At 71.4% G+C, this 11,880-nt stretch carries 16 protein-coding genes; 11 read left to right on the top strand and 5 right to left on the bottom strand.

Annotated features, from left to right (window positions below; genetic code table 11):
* Nucleotides 1-108: 108 nt before the first annotated feature.
* Nucleotides 109-1,248: a penicillin-binding protein activator gene (locus tag EJV46_RS21590; protein WP_131550804.1), complete on the bottom strand. Its 1,140-nt coding sequence runs from the start codon at nt 1,246-1,248 to the stop codon at nt 109-111.
* On the opposite strand from EJV46_RS21590, the gene rsmI reads away from it, so the two are divergent.
* Nucleotides 1,230-2,138 carry a 16S rRNA (cytidine(1402)-2'-O)-methyltransferase gene (gene rsmI / locus EJV46_RS21585; RefSeq protein WP_131550803.1) on the top strand — a complete coding sequence of 303 codons (909 nt, stop codon included), beginning with the start codon at nt 1,230-1,232 and terminating at the stop codon, nt 2,136-2,138. The two genes, EJV46_RS21590 and rsmI, sit on opposite strands and share 19 nt — an antisense overlap.
* Here the strand turns inward: rsmI and EJV46_RS21580 are convergent.
* The gene (locus EJV46_RS21580; RefSeq protein ID WP_131550802.1) at nt 2,102-2,866 is read right to left on the bottom strand and encodes a methyltransferase domain-containing protein; all 765 of its coding nucleotides are present in this window, start codon (nt 2,864-2,866) and stop codon (nt 2,102-2,104) included. The two genes, rsmI and EJV46_RS21580, sit on opposite strands and share 37 nt — an antisense overlap.
* Nucleotides 2,867-2,913: 47 nt before the next feature.
* Between EJV46_RS21580 and gloB the strand changes: the two genes are divergently transcribed.
* The 5 genes from gloB to EJV46_RS21555 are packed head-to-tail and all read left to right on the top strand — an operon-like array spanning nt 2,914 to nt 5,514.
* Nucleotides 2,914-3,642, top strand: coding sequence for a hydroxyacylglutathione hydrolase (gene gloB, locus EJV46_RS21575; protein WP_131550801.1), 729 nt, complete (start codon nt 2,914-2,916; stop codon nt 3,640-3,642).
* A gap of 36 nt (nt 3,643-3,678) precedes the next feature.
* Nucleotides 3,679-4,269, top strand: coding sequence for a glutathione S-transferase N-terminal domain-containing protein (locus EJV46_RS21570; protein WP_131550800.1), 591 nt, complete (start codon nt 3,679-3,681; stop codon nt 4,267-4,269).
* Complete coding sequence (locus EJV46_RS21565) at nt 4,266-4,709, top strand: cupin domain-containing protein (RefSeq protein WP_131550799.1); 444 nt, start codon at nt 4,266-4,268, stop codon at nt 4,707-4,709. The genes EJV46_RS21570 and EJV46_RS21565 overlap by 4 nt, the downstream gene beginning before the upstream one ends.
* Nucleotides 4,706-5,311 carry a bifunctional 2-polyprenyl-6-hydroxyphenol methylase/3-demethylubiquinol 3-O-methyltransferase UbiG gene (locus tag EJV46_RS21560; RefSeq protein ID WP_131550798.1) on the top strand — a complete coding sequence of 202 codons (606 nt, stop codon included), beginning with the start codon at nt 4,706-4,708 and terminating at the stop codon, nt 5,309-5,311. The genes EJV46_RS21565 and EJV46_RS21560 overlap by 4 nt, the downstream gene beginning before the upstream one ends.
* A 23-nt stretch (nt 5,312-5,334) precedes the next feature.
* Nucleotides 5,335-5,514 (top strand): hypothetical protein, encoded by a 180-nt coding sequence (locus tag EJV46_RS21555; RefSeq protein WP_131550797.1) that lies wholly within the window; start codon nt 5,335-5,337, stop codon nt 5,512-5,514.
* A gap of 4 nt (nt 5,515-5,518) precedes the next feature.
* Here EJV46_RS21555 and EJV46_RS21550 read toward each other — a convergent pair whose 3' ends face one another.
* The 3 genes from EJV46_RS21550 to EJV46_RS21540 all read right to left on the bottom strand — a co-directional run bounded on the left by EJV46_RS21550 (nt 5,519) and on the right by EJV46_RS21540 (nt 7,663).
* Nucleotides 5,519-6,565: a glycosyltransferase gene (locus EJV46_RS21550; protein WP_165585668.1), complete on the bottom strand. Its 1,047-nt coding sequence runs from the start codon at nt 6,563-6,565 to the stop codon at nt 5,519-5,521.
* A gap of 235 nt (nt 6,566-6,800) precedes the next feature.
* Nucleotides 6,801-7,019 carry a hypothetical protein gene (locus EJV46_RS21545; RefSeq protein WP_131550795.1) on the bottom strand — a complete coding sequence of 73 codons (219 nt, stop codon included), beginning with the start codon at nt 7,017-7,019 and terminating at the stop codon, nt 6,801-6,803.
* Between the two features lie 8 nt (nt 7,020-7,027).
* Nucleotides 7,028-7,663: a sigma-70 family RNA polymerase sigma factor gene (locus EJV46_RS21540; RefSeq protein WP_131550867.1), complete on the bottom strand. Its 636-nt coding sequence runs from the start codon at nt 7,661-7,663 to the stop codon at nt 7,028-7,030.
* Between the two features lie 446 nt (nt 7,664-8,109).
* Between EJV46_RS21540 and EJV46_RS21535 the strand changes: the two genes are divergently transcribed.
* The 5 genes from EJV46_RS21535 to EJV46_RS21515 all read left to right on the top strand — a co-directional run bounded on the left by EJV46_RS21535 (nt 8,110) and on the right by EJV46_RS21515 (nt 11,877).
* Nucleotides 8,110-8,823, top strand: coding sequence for a response regulator (locus EJV46_RS21535; protein ID WP_131550794.1), 714 nt, complete (start codon nt 8,110-8,112; stop codon nt 8,821-8,823).
* Between the two features lie 76 nt (nt 8,824-8,899).
* Nucleotides 8,900-9,097 (top strand): CsbD family protein, encoded by a 198-nt coding sequence (locus tag EJV46_RS21530; protein WP_131550793.1) that lies wholly within the window; start codon nt 8,900-8,902, stop codon nt 9,095-9,097.
* A gap of 98 nt (nt 9,098-9,195) precedes the next feature.
* Entirely contained in the window at nt 9,196-9,360 is a 165-nt protein-coding gene (locus EJV46_RS21525; RefSeq protein WP_131550792.1) for a DUF1328 domain-containing protein, read from the top strand.
* A 1-nt stretch (nt 9,361) separates the two neighbouring features.
* Entirely contained in the window at nt 9,362-10,012 is a 651-nt protein-coding gene (locus EJV46_RS21520; RefSeq protein ID WP_131550791.1) for a hypothetical protein, read from the top strand.
* Nucleotides 10,009-11,877 (top strand): ABC transporter ATP-binding protein/permease, encoded by a 1,869-nt coding sequence (locus EJV46_RS21515; protein WP_131550790.1) that lies wholly within the window; start codon nt 10,009-10,011, stop codon nt 11,875-11,877. The genes EJV46_RS21520 and EJV46_RS21515 overlap by 4 nt, the downstream gene beginning before the upstream one ends.
* Nucleotides 11,878-11,880 lie beyond the last annotated feature (3 nt).

Here is an 11,880-nt window from a genome sequence, read left to right as displayed (position 1 = left end):
TCCCTTCGCCGGCCCGATTCGCGCCGGCGGAACCGCCTTGATAGAGGCCCCCGGCCCGCGGTTCACGCGTCAGGTTGAAGAAACCTGGGAAGTGGGCGCGGCGGGCGGTCAGCTCCCCGCCGCGCCCGGCACCGGCGCCGGCTGGACGAGCTGTGCCTCGCCGCCGGGCCTGACCGCAAAGATCGCCAGGCCGCGCGCCAGCACGCCGCCTTCCAGCAGCCGCACCGGCCCATCCGCGCCCAGGAAGGCGACGCCGATCGGCGGCCCGCCGTCGCGGGCGGTGCGCGCCGCCAGCGCCAGGGCGTCGTAGGCCACGCCGGCCAGCCGCGAGGGCCGGTCGCCGAAGGCCGCGCTGTACTCCGCGTCGAAGCGGCCGCGCGCCTCGGGATCCGGCGCGGGGAACCAGGCGTTCGCCAGCGCCGGCTCGTTGCCGATCGTCGTGTCGGCGGCCCAGAGGCTCGTGCCGAGGAGGCGCGGCAGCCCGCCCGGGAAGGCCGCGGCGAGCGCCGAGCCCGCGGCCCGTGCCCCCGCGCCGCCATGGCCGATCAGCACCGCCTCGGGCTGGCCGGCCGCGATCCGCTGGGCCGCCGCGGCAAGGTCCGCGCGGGCCGGCGTCAGCACCACATTCGGCGGCGGCGCGCCGATCTGCTGCAGGCTGGCCCGCAGCGCGGCCGCGAGGCGCTGGCCGAAGGCATCGTCCGGCGCCATCAGCGCGAAGCGCTGCGCCCCGGCCTCGGAGGCGGCGGCCACGATCCGGCGGACCTGCTGGCCCGGCGTCAGGCCGAGCACCCAGACCCGGGCCGCGGCCTGCGCCTCGTCCGAGGTGAAGGCGAAGACCGGCGCCTGCGAGCCGCGCGCGACGTTCACCACGGCGGCGGTCTCGGTGAGCGTCAGCGGCCCGGCCAGGGCCAGGGCGCCGTCGCCCAGCGCGCCGCGGGCGGCCTCGGCGGCGCCGGAGGGCGTGCCCCGGGTGTCACGCGGCAGCACCTCGACGCGCCGATCCCCCTGGGCGAAGAGCGCGAGCTGCGCGGCATTGAGCATGGCCTGGCCGAGGGGCCCATTGCCGCCGGTCAGCGGCAGCAGGAGGCCGACGCGCAGGCGCGGCCCCTCGACGGCGGCGGGCCCGGCATTCCACGGCGCGATGCCGGCCGAGGGCCCGCGCGCGATGCCCGGGGGTTGCGGGGCGCAGCCGATCAGCAGAAGGAGAAGGGACGCGAGGGCGACCCCCGATGGAACCAGACGACGCATATTCACTCCCTTCGGCACCGGGCCAGGCGATCCCGGGCCAATCCGCCCCGGGACTGACCCTCGTTGCCACCCCTATCGGCAATCTGGGCGACCTCTCCGCCCGCGCCGCCGCCGCGCTGGCCGGGGCCGATGCGGTGCTGTGCGAGGACACGAGAGTAACGTCCAGACTGCTCGCGCGGCACAGTATTTCCGCGAAGATGCTCGCTTTGCACGACCACAACGAGGAAAGCGAGGCCCCCCGGCTGGTTTCCCGCATGCTGGCCGGCGAGCGCTTCGCCCTGGTGAGCGATGCCGGCACGCCCCTGGTCTCGGATCCGGGCTATCGGCTGGTCCGGGCGGCGATCGCGGCGGGGGTGGCCGTCACCGCCGTCCCAGGGCCGAGCGCAGTGGTGATGGCGCTGACCCTCTCCGGCCTGCCGCCGCATCCCTTCCTGTTCCATGGCTTCCTGCCCCCCAAGGCCGCCGCCCGGGCCGGCGCGATCGCGCGGATCGCGGCCATGGAAGCGGCCGGCCTCTCCGCCTCCCTCGTCTTCTACGAGGCGCCGCACCGCACCGGCGAGGCCCTGGCGGCGCTGGCGGAAGGGCTCGGCGCCGACCGCCCCGCCTGCGTGGCGCGCGAGCTGACCAAGCGGTTCGAGGAGGTCCGCCGCGGCAGCCTGGCGGAGCTAGCCGCCCATTACGCATCGCAGGAGGCGCGGGGCGAGGTGGTGCTCTGCGTCGGCCCGGCACCCCCCGCGGCCGAATCGACGGCCGAGTCGCTGGACGAGTCGCTGCGCGCGGCCATGGCGACGCTTTCCGTCCGCGATGCGGCCGCCACGGTCGCCGAAGCCACCGGCCTGCCGCGCAAGCGCGTCTATGCCCGCGCCCTGGAACTCGCCGCCGGGCGCTGAGAGCCGGGCCCGAAGACGCTCACCGCGTAGTTCGAGGGCAGCGGCGCCGTCACCCGCCGGCGCGCCGGCGCCCCGCTGACCGGCACGGCCGCCAGCAGGTCCTTCTCGGCCTCGATCAGCATCACCCCCGCGAGCCGCCGGACGAGCCGGCGCCCCATGCGGTCCCAGAGCCCGGCGCCGCCGAGCAGCACCCGCCAGGGGAAGGGCGGCACGAAGAGCGCGGCCTCGCGCCGCGCGACCCGGAACAGGCGCTGCTCCAGCAGCCGCGACACCTGGCCGCGCGAATAGGGGCGCCCCTGGCCGAAGGGCGTGTGGTCGAAATGCGCCCACACGCCCAGCCGGTTGGGCACGACCACCAGCAGCCGCCCGTCATGGCGCAGCACGCGCCAGCATTCGCGCAGCAGGCCGGAGGCGGCGTCGCTCGTCTCCAGGGCGTGGACGAGCAGGATGCGGTCGAGGCAGGTGTCGGGCAGCGGCAGGCGCGCATCCTCGGCCAGCGCCGTGCCCGCCGCCGCCCCGTTCAGCGCGGCGCTTTGCGGCGTGACCAGGATCCGCCGGCCATGTCCGCTCCAGAGATTCATGTAGGGCGCGGCCCAGCCCAGGCCGAGCAGGTCGCGCCGCCCGGCATCGGGCCAGAGATAGGCGATGCGCGCGCCGATCATCCGCTCCGCCGCCCGGCCGAGGGGGCCCGCGTAGAATTCGGTCAGGCCGTGGACCTCTGCGCTCATGCGCGGGATATTAGGCGCAACCGCAGCCCTCAGCGAGGCCCAGCCACATGACCCTGACCGTCAAGCCCATCGCCATCCTCGAGGACAACTACGCCTGGTTCCTGCGCGACGAGGCCACCGGCACCACGGCCGTGATGGACGCGGCGGTGGTCGAGCCGATCCTGGACTTCGTGCAGGCCGAGGGTGGGCGGCTCGACTGGCTGCTGATCACCCACCATCACGGCGACCACATCGCCGGCATTCCCGAAGTCGCGGCGCGGACGGGCGCGAAGGTCGCGGGCAATGCCAACGACGCGCATCGCCTGCCGAAGCTGGATGTCGCGGTGAAGCCGGGCGACCTCTTCTCTTTGGGCAAGTCCGAGGCGCATGTCATCGACACGCCCGGCCACACGCGCGGGCATATCTCCTGGCACTTCCCCTCCGGCGAGGCGCTGCTCTGCGGCGACACGCTCTTCGCGGCGGGCTGCGGGCGGCTGCTGGAAGGCAATGCGGCCGAGATGTTCGCCTCCCTGCAGAAGCTCACGGTGCTGCCGGCGGCCACCCGGATCTGCTGCGGGCACGAATACACCCTGTCCAACATCCGCTACGCGCTGAGCGTCGAGCCCGAAAACGAGGCGCTGAAGGCCTTCGCCGAGCTGGCGCGGTCGCTGCGCGCGGAGGGGAAGCCCACCCTGCCGACGACGCTGGGCACCGAGCATGCGATCAATCCCTTTCTGCATGCGCGGGACGTGGCGCATTTCGCGGAGCTGCGCTCCGGCAAGGACAGTTTCCGCTAAGGACGAGACCCGCCTTCAAAGACCAGGGAGGGAGCCATGAAGCTCCATTATTCCGCCGCCAGCCCCTTCGTGCGGAAGGTCAGCGCCGTCGCGCTGCATCACGGCATCGCGCTGGACCGCGTCGACACGAACCCGCATGCCAGCCCGCCGCACCTGCTCGTGGACAACCCGCTCTCCAAGGTTCCGACGCTGGTGCTCGACAACGGCATGGTGCTGCCCGACAGCCCGCTGATCTGCGAGTATCTCGACAGCATCGGCACCGCCGCGAAGCTCTTCCCCGCCGCCGGGCCGCCGCGCTGGGAGGCGCTGCGCCTCGCCGCCCTGGCCGAGGGGATGCTCACCGCCTCGGTGCTGCGCCGCGGCCTGTCGCTCCAGCCCGCCGAGGAGGCGCGCGCCGGCATGATGGAACGCCAGAAGGCCGCCGTGGCCCGCACGCTCGACCAGCTGGAACAGGAGCCGCTGCCCGCCGCCCTGAACATCGGCGTCGTCGGCCTGGTCTGCGCCCTCGGCTATCTCGACTTCCGCTTTTCGGCGGATGACTGGCGGGCGAAGCGCCCCGGCCTGGCCGCCTATTTCGCCGCCCAGTCGGAAAACCCGATCTTCGCCCGGACGGTGCCGCAAGGGTGAACCTTCGCGACCCGACCCTGGACCCTGCCGGCGTGATCGCGACGCTGGCTCTCCGGCCCCACCCCGAGGGCGGCCACTACCGCGAGATCTGGCGCGACACGCCGGAGGGCGGCGGCCGTGGCGCGGGCACGGCGATCTACTACCTCCTGGCCCCGGGCGAGCGCAGCCACTGGCACCGCGTCGACGCCGCCGAGGCCTGGCACTGGTATGCCGGCGGTCCGCTCGCGCTGCGGCTCTCGGCCGAGGGGCGCAGCGCGGCGGAGCACCGCCTCGGCCCCGACCTCGCCGCCGGGGAGCAGCCCTTCGCCCTGGTGCCGAAGGGCTGGTGGCAGGCGGCCGCTCCGCTGGAAGGCTGGGTGCTCTGCGGCTGCACCGTCGCGCCCGCCTTCGATTTCTCCGGGTTCGAGATGGCGCCGGCGGGCTGGGAGCCCATGCGATGAGCACGTCCCTCGCCTGGGACGAACGCTATGGCGGCGGCGGCTTCCAGTTCGGCGACGCGCCGAACGAATACCTCGTCGCCCAGTCCCGCCGCTTCCGGCGGGGCATGACGGCCCTGGCGGTCGGCGATGGGGAGGGCCGCAACGGCGTCTGGCTGGGCCGGCAAGGGCTGGAGGTGACCTCGCTCGACTGGTCGGCCGTCGGCCTGGCCAAGGCCCGGGAGCTCGCGGCGGCCCAGGGAGCCCCGCTGGAAACGGTGGTCGCCGACGCCGCGACCTGGGACTGGCCGGAAGCGCGCTTCGACCTGATCGCCTGGATCTACCTGCACCTGCCCCCGGCCGACCGGAGCCTCGCCGTCGCCGGATGCCGCAAGGCGCTGCGGCCGGGCGGCCTGCTGGTGCTCGAAGCATTCAGCCCCGCCCAGCAGGGCCGGCGCAGCGGCGGGCCGAAGCTGCCCGAGCTGCTATGGACCCGCGAGATCGTCGAGCGGGAGTTTCCCGAGCTCGAGGTGCTCGAACTGACCGAGGGCGCCGTCCGGCTGGACGAGGGCCCGCGCCACCAGGGCCTGGCCGAGGTGGTCCGCGCCGTGCTGCGGAAACCCTGACGCCATCCGCCCGTTTTGCGGAAATGCAACAGACACCCAAGAACCCGCCCGTCTCCGAAGGGGAATCCAAGGGCCGTCCCGACAGCAGCCGGGAGCGCACCGAGGACCAGATGGAGAAGGGCCTGCCGGCGAACCAGAAGCGCGGCCCCCAGGACAAGAGCGACACCCGCCCGGTGCCTGACCAGTCGCAGCACGACCGGTAGCTCTTCAGCCGGCGAGGACGGCCTCGCCCGCTCCCGTGGACCTCGCCATCGCGCCGAAGCGCGACATGGAGGCCGGCCGGAAGGCCGCGTTGCGCTCGGCCATCGTGAGGAGGGCGGCCATGTGCTCCTGGATCGAGTCCCAGGAGAGGGTGGCCAGCAGGTCGTCAGCGGCCACGAAATCCGAGACATCGGCGCGGAGCATGGCCTGCTCGGCGGCCGCCACGATCTCTCCGGCCGTCCCGGCGGTCATCACCGCCTCCAGCCTGAAGCGCCGCGAGATCTCGCGCTGCGGCGTGGTGACGACGCGCAGGCCGGCGGCCAGGTAGCGGGGCACCTCCGCCGCCTCCGGCAGCGCGCCGCGCGCGAGCGGCATGATCGCCACGTCCCAATGCGACAGATAGGCCGGCAGCTCCGCCTCGTCCCGTGCGCCCAGCCAGTGGATATTGGCCGCGCGCGGCAGATCGCGGCTCGTCGCGATCGGGCCGATCATGGAAAAATGCCAGTTCGGACGGAGGGCGGCGATACCGGCCAGCAGGTCCAGATCGAGCCGGTCGTCCACGGCGCCGAAGCGGCCGATCAGCGGGCGGCCGAGGCCGATCTGGTCCTCCGGCTCGGGCAGGCCCGCGCGCGCCGTTTCCAGGTGCTCGACATCGATCCCGTCGGGAAAGAAGTGGATGTTGGGGTGACGGCGCTCGTCATGGAGGCCGAGCCCGCCCGTGAACACGAGATCCGCCGTCTGCATCAGCCCCGCCTCGAAGTGCCGCCCCTCGGCCGAGGGCTCCCCGGCGCAGTCATAGACCGTGGCCAGCCAGGGCACATGGCCGGAAAAGGCATGCGCCTCCGGTGCCGCGTACCAGGCGACGGAGGAGCCGGAGCGGGCCAGCAACAGGTCGAGGACCGCACGGCGGCCTTCGGGGGAATCGGTGCGCATCATCGGCGTGACGACCTGCACGCCCGTGACCGCGCAGGGGCGGATACGCAGGCTCTCGGCGTCGGAATGGGCCGGCTCTTCGAGGAAGAAGACCTGCCGGCGCCGCGCGAAGCGCGACATCAGCGGCCGCAGGCGGCTCGCATCGCGCCAGGGGATCGGGGAAAAGCAGAGGATCGGCGCAAGAGACGGCCTCGCGACAGGGCCCGCGTAACTCGTTCCGTCCATGGCCGTCCCAGTCGCATCCCGATCGCGCAGGCCCCTTTGGCCCGCATGCGATAACGCGCGGACACGCGAAGGGTTTCACGCCGAGCCTAGATTTCCAGGCGCGCGGCAAGTGGTTCTTATTCCTGGAGAATTATTGGCTGCCCGAATTCTTCTTTCGGTCGCGCTCGATCAGTTCCAGCAGCTCGGGCGGAATGGGCTCGCTGGCGATGTCGTCATACATCTTGTGCAACCCGCGCTCGAGCCAGAGCTCGAATGCGACGTCGGGCGCGGCCTTTCGGCCCCGCCCGATGCTCCTAGAGGTCTGCGGCGATGCATTCCCCTTGGACGGACCCTCGGAACTGTCGGACACAAAGGCTCCTACGACAGACGGAGACCGTCCTCCGGAAGACTGCTCGAGAGGCGACGGGACGCACGGGGCGAGGCCTGCCGGGTGGCCCGCTTCGTGGCGGAGGGCGCTGCGACCGGCGCCTCATCCTCGCCCAGCATCCAAGCCTTGAGTTGCTTGCGGGCACGGAAGACGCGGCACTTCAGCGTGCCCACGGCGACGCCGAGCTGCTCCGAGGCCTCCTCGTAGGAGAGGCCCTGCACCGAGATCATCATGAGAACCAGCCGCTGGTCGGCGGGAAGGCGGGCGAGATTCGCGCGCAGTTCCTTGAAGGCGATGCTCTCCTCCTGACCGCCGCTGCGGCCCATCAGGGAGGACGGCGCATCGTCCAGGTCCACCGTCTCGCGACGGCGACGGAAGTTCGAGAAGAAACGATTGCGCATGATGCGCGTCATCCAGGCACGGAAATTGGTGCCCGGCTCGAAGGAATGCTGCGCCGCCAGGGCGTTCGTGACGGCAGACTGGACGAGATCCTCGGCATCGGCCCGATGCCGGGTGAGGGCGAGTGCCTGCTGGCGGAGGGAGGGAAGGGCGGCCATGAGCAGATCATGGAAGGAAGGCGTGGGCGCGGCGGAAGTATCGTCGAACTCGGCGACATTCGGGCGCATCGGGTACTCCTCGTGACTTCTCATGACCCTGAAACGCCCCGGGCCGGAAAGGGTTGCATGGCCGACGCGAAAGTTTTCACGAATCTCGCCGTTCCAGCTGCAACCGTCGTCAAAACAACGCGTTACCATCACAATGATCCTGTCTGGCCATGAGCCGACCTTGCCGCAAGCCGATGCCGCACGCCTCCGGGGAGACGTGCCGCGCGGCTGCGCGTGCGTCCAGAGCTCGCCTCTTTCCAGATCCGGCGGTCGTCGCCCATGGCGATCGCGTCCTCGCATTGCGCACAGCAACCTTCATCCTAATCCTTGCGGGCGCCGGCATGCAACGTCGGCGAAAGCTACCCCGAGCCTTGCAACCCTGGGTATGCTTGCCGGGGGAGGTGGATCGAACGGTATCTTCGGCCTGCCGCCCGGCCCAGATAGACTTTCCGTCCAGGAGCCTTCGCATGACCTCCGCCGCTGAGCTGATCGCCGTTCTTCCCTATGCGCGCCGCTACGCCCGCGCCCTCACCGGCAGCCAGGCCGAGGGCGACGCGCTGGTGGCCAGGGCGATTCCGGAACTTCCCGCCGATCTGCCGCCCAAGCTGGCCCTTTATGCCCGCATCACGCGGCTGACCGAGGACATGGAGGTCCTCGGCCATGGCCGCCCCCTCGGCCGGCATCTCCTGCTCCTGACCACGCTCGAGGAGATCACGCTCGCCGACGCCGCCCGCATCGCCGGGCTGGACGAGGCCGAGGCGGCCGAACGCGTTGCCGAGGCGCGTGCCGCCGTGAAGGCCGCTTCCGCGACCGACGTGCTGATCATCGAGGACGAGCCGGTCATCGCCATGGACCTGCGCATGCTGGTGCAGGGCTGCGGCCACCGCGTCGTCGGCATCGCGGCCACCGAGGCGGAGGCGGTGCGCCTCGCCACGGAGAAGGGCGCGGGTCTGATCCTGGCCGATATCAACCTCGGCCGCGGCGGCAACGGCATCCAGGCTGTGCGCCGCATCCTGGAAACGGTGAGCGCGCCGGTGATCTTCGTCACCGCCTATCCGGAGCAGCTGCTGACCGCCGAGGGCGTCGAGCCCGCCTTCGTCATGCGCAAGCCCTTCGATCCGGTGACGCTCGCCATCTTCACCTATCAGGCGATCACCGCGGGCCGCGTTCCCCTGCATTGAGGCGCCTGCAACTCCCGGCCTCCATCATGCGTTAATCCCGCACACCGCCAACAGGTGGATCTAAAGGAGAACGCAAATGAACTGGGACACGATCAAGGGCAACTGGAAGCAGATGACCGGCTCCGTCAAGGAGCAGTGGGGCAAGCTCACCGATGACGACATGACCGTCATCGAGGGCCGCCGCGAGCAGCTCATCGGCCAGATCCAGGAGCGCTACGGCATCGCCAAGGACGAGGCCGAGGCGCAGGTGAAGGATTGGGAGAGCCGCTACTAGGCTCGTACCGCTTCGTGACGGCTTCGGGCGCCGCCGGTTCCAGCAGGGCCGGCGGCGTCGTCGCCTCCAATGCGTTTCGATAGCGAAAGGAAGGGGCCATGCTCACCTGGACCATCATCTTCCTTGTGGTCGCCCTGATTGCCGGCCTGTTCGGATTCGGCGGCATCGCCTCCACGGCCACGGGCATCGCCCGTGTGTTGTTCTTCATCTTCCTGGTGCTCTTCGCCGTCTCGCTGCTGACCGGCCGCGGCTTTGGTTTCTGACATGATCGGCCGGCGCATCCTGCTGACGGGCGGCGCCGCCGCGCTGGCGATGCCCTTCGGGGCCTCGCCCGTCCGGGCCCGCGACCCCCGCGGATTGTGGTTCGACCCGACGCAGCTCCCCTCCTATTCCGGACGGCTGGAGCGCTGGATCTCCAACCCCGCCGGCGAGGTGGACCGTGGTCTGTTCCGCGAGGGGACGCAGTTCGTCTTCCCGCCCTCCGAGGCCGAGGCGCTGATGGGCGCCATCGAGCGCGGCGGCTCCATCGCCGTCTGGGGCATTCGCGCCCGCACCGCCCCGGTGGTCACCCTTCTGGCCTGGGCCAAGGTCGATTCCGATCCGGCGAGCTTCGTCGAGCGCCCCGCCTGGTTCGCCAGCACGGCCACCGGCACGGAACGGATCACCCTCTCCGGCCGGGTGCAGGCGCCGTTGCTGACGCCGCAGGGCGAGAGCATGGGCGTGATCCTCGCCGAGGGCGGCAGCATCCGACTCGGCGTCGAACACCACAAGGCGCTCGGCGACCGGCTCGCCGTGGGCGGGACGGTCGCGGCGGAGGGCCTCGGCACGCGGCGCGGCAACCTCGCCGCCATCGATGCCCAACGCCTGGGCAAGGATCAGAATTCCCTGGAAGGACTGCCCGAGCTACGCCGATGAGCAATACGACGGATGACGACGCCCGCCTCCTCCACGAACAACAGGCGGAGCATTCCATCCGCGCCTTCGGCCAGCTCACCCGTGTCTGGCTGCGCGCGCCGGATCGGGGCAATGCGCGCTGGCTGCTCTTCTTCCTGCTGGCGCTCACCGTGGCGCAGGTGGCGATCCAGATCCGGCTGAACCTCTGGAACCGCGACTTCTTCAATGCGCTGGAGAGCCGCGACGGCGCGGCCTTCCGCACGCAGATCCTGGTCTTCCTGGGCTTCGCCGCGCTCTCGATGGGCGTCGCCGTCTACCAGCTCTACGTGAAGCAGCTGGCGCAGCTCCGCTGGCGCGAATGGCTCACGCGCCACCTCACCGAGGCCTGGCTGCGCGACGGGCGCCACTATCAGCTCGAGATGGCGGGCAGCACGGACAATCCCGACCAGCGCATCTCCGAGGACGTGCGGATCTCGACCGACCTCGCGCTCGATTTCGGCGTGGGCATCATCAACTCGCTGATGATGCTGACGGCCTTCATCGGCATTCTCTGGACCGTCTCCGGCCCGCTGCACCTCGCCCTCGCCGGGCGCGAGGTGGAGATTCCCGGCTACATGGTCTGGGCCGCGCTGCTCTACGCGCTGGTCGGCACCTTCCTGACCTGGTTCGTCGGCCGGCCCATGGTGCGGCTGAACGTGGAGCGCACGACCGCGGAGGCGGATTTCCGCTTCGGCCTCAACCGCGCCCGCGAGAGCGGCGAGGGCATCGCCCTGATCCGCGGCGAGGCGGACGAGCGGCGCGGCCTCACCTCGCTCTTCGAGCAGGTGAAGGGCTCCTGGCGCGGGCTGATGCGCAGCCAGCGCAACCTCATGTGGCTGACCAGCGCCTATGGCACGCTGGCCATGATCTTCCCGACCATCGTGGCTTCGCCGGCCTATTTCGCCGGCGCCATCACGCTGGGCGGGCTGATGCAGATCGGCGCCGCCTTCGGCCAGGTGCAGGGCGCGCTCAACTGGTTCGTGGACAATTTCGGCCTCATCGCCCAGTGGCGCAGCGCCGTGCAGCGCGTGATCACCTTCCGCGACGTGATCGAGGAGCTGGACACGCTCATCGACGATCCGGACCAGCCCACCATCGAGGTGCAGGAGACCGAGGAGGACAAGCTGGTGCTGAACAACCTGGAGGTCGCCTTCTCCAACGGCACCACCGTGATCGCCAATGCCTCGGCCGAGATCCAGGCCGGCGAGCGCGTGCTCATCAAGGGCGAATCGGGCACGGGAAAATCCACGCTGTTCCGCGCGATCGGCGGGCTCTGGCCCTGGGGCGCGGGCGAGATCCGCACGCCGCCGCGCAAGGGCATGATGTTCATGCCGCAGCGGCCTTATCTCCCGCTCGGCACCTTGCGCACGGCCATCTCCTACCCGGCCGGGCCGGACGCCTTCGAGGACGAGGCCATCGCGGAAGCCCTGCGGAAGGTCGGGCTGGAGCGGCTGGTCGACCAACTCAACGACGAGGATCGCTGGGACCGCGTCCTCAGCCTCGGGGAGCAGCAGCGCCTCGCCTTCGCGCGGCTGCTGCTGCAGAAGCCGCGCTGGATCTTCATGGACGAGGCGACGGCCGCGCTCGACGAGGCGAATCAGGACGCGATGATGCAGCTGGTGCTGGACGAGCTGCCGGAGGCGGGGCTGATCTCCATCGGCCATCGCCCCGGCCTCGCCGCCTTCCACACGCGCACGCTGGACCTGCTGCGGGCCGAAGGCGGGGCGCGGCTGGCGCGGCCGCAGCGGCGCGCGACGAAGCGGCAATGGCCGCGCGCCATGGCGCGGGCGGCGAAGGAGGCCCGGGCCGAGCGGCGCGCGCTCAAGCGGACGCAGCCCGCGCATTGACCG

The organism is Roseococcus sp. SYP-B2431 (assembly GCF_004336745.1).
GTDB lineage: Bacteria > Pseudomonadota > Alphaproteobacteria > Acetobacterales > Acetobacteraceae > Roseococcus.
Note: the sequence above shows the minus strand (reverse complement) of the source record. Positions and strands in the feature narration are given on the sequence as shown.

What these genes read in the sequence shown, in the direction of transcription:
- rsmI (WP_131550803.1), top strand. Translation starts at nt 1,230, where the DNA reads ATGGAACCAGACGACGCATATTCACTCCCTTCGGCACCGGGCCAGGCG.
- EJV46_RS21590 (WP_131550804.1), bottom strand. Translation starts at nt 1,248, where the DNA reads ATGCGTCGTCTGGTTCCATCGGGGGTCGCCCTCGCGTCCCTTCTCCTT.
- EJV46_RS21580 (WP_131550802.1), bottom strand. Translation starts at nt 2,866, where the DNA reads ATGAGCGCAGAGGTCCACGGCCTGACCGAATTCTACGCGGGCCCCCTC.
- gloB (WP_131550801.1), top strand. Translation starts at nt 2,914, where the DNA reads ATGACCCTGACCGTCAAGCCCATCGCCATCCTCGAGGACAACTACGCC.
- EJV46_RS21570 (WP_131550800.1), top strand. Translation starts at nt 3,679, where the DNA reads ATGAAGCTCCATTATTCCGCCGCCAGCCCCTTCGTGCGGAAGGTCAGC.
- EJV46_RS21560 (WP_131550798.1), top strand. Translation starts at nt 4,706, where the DNA reads ATGAGCACGTCCCTCGCCTGGGACGAACGCTATGGCGGCGGCGGCTTC.
- EJV46_RS21555 (WP_131550797.1), top strand. Translation starts at nt 5,335, where the DNA reads ATGCAACAGACACCCAAGAACCCGCCCGTCTCCGAAGGGGAATCCAAG.
- EJV46_RS21550 (WP_165585668.1), bottom strand. Translation starts at nt 6,565, where the DNA reads ATGTCGCGCTTCGCGCGGCGCCGGCAGGTCTTCTTCCTCGAAGAGCCG.
- EJV46_RS21540 (WP_131550867.1), bottom strand. Translation starts at nt 7,663, where the DNA reads ATGCGCCCGAATGTCGCCGAGTTCGACGATACTTCCGCCGCGCCCACG.
- EJV46_RS21535 (WP_131550794.1), top strand. Translation starts at nt 8,110, where the DNA reads ATGACCTCCGCCGCTGAGCTGATCGCCGTTCTTCCCTATGCGCGCCGC.
- EJV46_RS21530 (WP_131550793.1), top strand. Translation starts at nt 8,900, where the DNA reads ATGAACTGGGACACGATCAAGGGCAACTGGAAGCAGATGACCGGCTCC.
- EJV46_RS21525 (WP_131550792.1), top strand. Translation starts at nt 9,196, where the DNA reads ATGCTCACCTGGACCATCATCTTCCTTGTGGTCGCCCTGATTGCCGGC.
- EJV46_RS21520 (WP_131550791.1), top strand. Translation starts at nt 9,362, where the DNA reads ATGATCGGCCGGCGCATCCTGCTGACGGGCGGCGCCGCCGCGCTGGCG.
- EJV46_RS21515 (WP_131550790.1), top strand. Translation starts at nt 10,009, where the DNA reads ATGAGCAATACGACGGATGACGACGCCCGCCTCCTCCACGAACAACAG.